Below are 2,243 nucleotides of genomic sequence, written 5' to 3'. Positions count from 1 at the left end.
TGGCGCGGGTCGATTTCGCCTTGCTGGGCATCCCATTCCGCGGCAATCGCTTCGGCCAGCGCCCGGCTTGGCAATGCCAGCGTCGCTTTGGCCGGGGTTTTGACCGCGCGTCCGTCAAGCGCGACGCCAAAGCCCTCGGGGCCCTCGGTTACGGTTGCCGACTTCCAGAACCGCTTTGCCTTCCAGTTGCTCATGCCAGCCTCCAGTGCGCGCCCAGTGCCGCCTCGAGCGCTGGGAAATCGTCAACCAACTGCGCGGCTCCCGCCTCGGCCAGCACCTCGGGGCTGTGGTATCCCCAGCGCACGCCAATGCCCGTCACACCCGCCGCGCGGGCCATCTCGATATCAAAACTGGTGTCGCCGATCATCACCGCATCGCCCGCCTCAACCCCGGCTTCGGCAAGCGCGGCTTGCAGCATGGCGGGATGTGGTTTTGAAGGATGATCGTCGGCAGCCTGCACCGTTACGAACAAGTCGCTCAGCCCGAACTGCGCCAGAAGCGCATCAATGCCCCGCCGCGATTTTCCGGTGGCGATGCCCAGCACCACCCCCTCGCGCTTGGCCAGCCGCCGCAACGCCTCGGCAGCGCCGGGAAAAAGCGGCGCGGGGTCTTGCGAACGGGCGATGAAGTAGCTTTGCTTGTAGCCCTGTACCAACGCATCGCGCTGCGTGGCACTAGCCTCGGGCGCCAGTTGCGCTACCGCAAGCGGCAGCGACAAACCGACAATCTGGCGAACGGCCCCCAGATCGGGCGCGCGAAGCCCCTGATCGGCAAAGCTTTGGCCCATTGCGGCGTGGATATGGTGCTGGCTGTCCGACAAGGTTCCGTCAACGTCGAACACCGCAAGTCGCGGCCTCATGCCTCTTCCTCGAACGGATCGGCTGGCACGTCATTTTCGTTCCAGCCAAAGGTCTTCCAACTGCGCGCCATATGCTCGGGCAGCGGTGCCACAAGCGTTATCGGCTTTTTGGTGATCGGATGGATGAAATGGATCGAGCGCGCGTGCAGGTGCAACTTGCGGCTGATATCGCCGCCAAGCTGCGCGCCCCAACCTTCACCAAGGTTCTCTTGCCCGGAACCGCCGTATTTTCCATCACCGATAATCGGATGACCCATCTCGGCCATATGCGCGCGTAACTGGTGCGTGCGTCCGGTAATCGGCACCAGCGCCACCCATGCGGCGCGGCTGCCGAGCGCGTCGAGCACCGCGTAATCGGTGGTGGCGCGCTTGGCCCCCTCGGTCTCGGCCACCTGGCCGGGGTGGATGCAGATCATACGTTCATCGCCGCCGCGACCGGGCGATTTAAGCAGCCCAAAGCGCACCGTGCCCTTACGCGGGCTAGGCACCCCTGCAACGATAGCCCAGTAGATCTTGCGAGTATCGCGTTCGCGGAAGGCTTCGGAAAGGGCGCGTGCAATGCGGTCGGTGCGCGCCAAAAGCAGCACGCCCGAGGTATCCTTATCGAGCCTGTGCACCAACTTGGGGCGGTCCTTGTAGCCGAACTTCAGCGCCTCGGTCAGCCCGTCCACATGCCGGTTACCTTGGCCCGAACCGCCTTGGCTTGGCAGGCCCGGCGGCTTGTTCAGCGCAATGATGTGCTCGTCGCGCCAAAGCACCGCAGATTGGATCATCCGCTCGTCATCGGCGGTGATGCGCGTGGCGCGCGCGGGTGCCGCAACAGGCGCTGGCGCGTTCTCAGGGATCGGCGGCACCCGCACCTCTTGCCCCGGCAGCACATGGGTCGATGCTTTGACCCGGCCGCCATCAACCCGGATCTGCCCGGTGCGACAAAGCTTTTCGATCGCACCCTGATTAAGCTGCGCGAAATGCCGCTTTAGCCAACGGTCAAGGCGCTGTTCGCCCTCGTCATCGCCAACCGTCAACAGTTGTACACCGCTCATGCGAACCACCCCCGCGCCAACGCAATTCCCGCGAAAATCGCGGCCAGAGACAGCACCACCGAACCCAGCACATAGGCCGCGGCAAGCGCACCCTGCCCCCGTTCCCAGATTGTCAGCGCGTCAAGAGAAAAGGCGGAAAAGGTAGTGAAGCCGCCAAGCACACCGGTCATCAGAAACGGCGCGAAGCGGTTGCCGGACTTCTCGGCCAGCACCACCACCAGAACCCCCATCAGCAAGCTGCCCACGACGTTTACGGTCATCGTGGCGTAGGGGAAGCCGTGCCCAAAAAGCCGTGGCAACGAAACGTTGACAAGGTAGCGCGCACTGGCGCCCAAAGCCCC

Annotated in this window: 4 protein-coding genes; all 4 read right to left on the bottom strand. The window is 64.2% G+C overall.

Annotated elements, in window-relative coordinates; all coding sequences use genetic code 11:
• On the bottom strand, positions 1–194 hold a 194-nt coding region (locus ABY403_RS15885; protein WP_372841786.1), incomplete at its 3' end, for an ATP12 family protein.
• A complete protein-coding gene (locus ABY403_RS15880) occupies positions 191–859 on the bottom strand; it encodes an HAD-IA family hydrolase (protein ID WP_372841785.1) in 669 nt (222 codons plus the stop codon). The genes ABY403_RS15880 and ABY403_RS15885, both read right to left, overlap by 4 nt.
• Entirely contained in the window at positions 856–1,902 is a 1,047-nt protein-coding gene (locus tag ABY403_RS15875) for an RluA family pseudouridine synthase (RefSeq protein WP_372841784.1), read from the bottom strand. The genes ABY403_RS15880 and ABY403_RS15875 overlap by 4 nt, the downstream gene beginning before the upstream one ends.
• On the bottom strand, positions 1,899–2,243 hold a 345-nt coding region (crcB, locus tag ABY403_RS15870; protein ID WP_372841783.1), incomplete at its 5' end, for a fluoride efflux transporter CrcB. The genes crcB and ABY403_RS15875, both read right to left, overlap by 4 nt.

This window comes from Phaeovulum sp., from assembly GCF_041596715.1.
GTDB lineage: Bacteria > Pseudomonadota > Alphaproteobacteria > Rhodobacterales > Rhodobacteraceae > UBA6213.
Note: the sequence above shows the minus strand (reverse complement) of the source record. Positions and strands in the feature narration are given on the sequence as shown.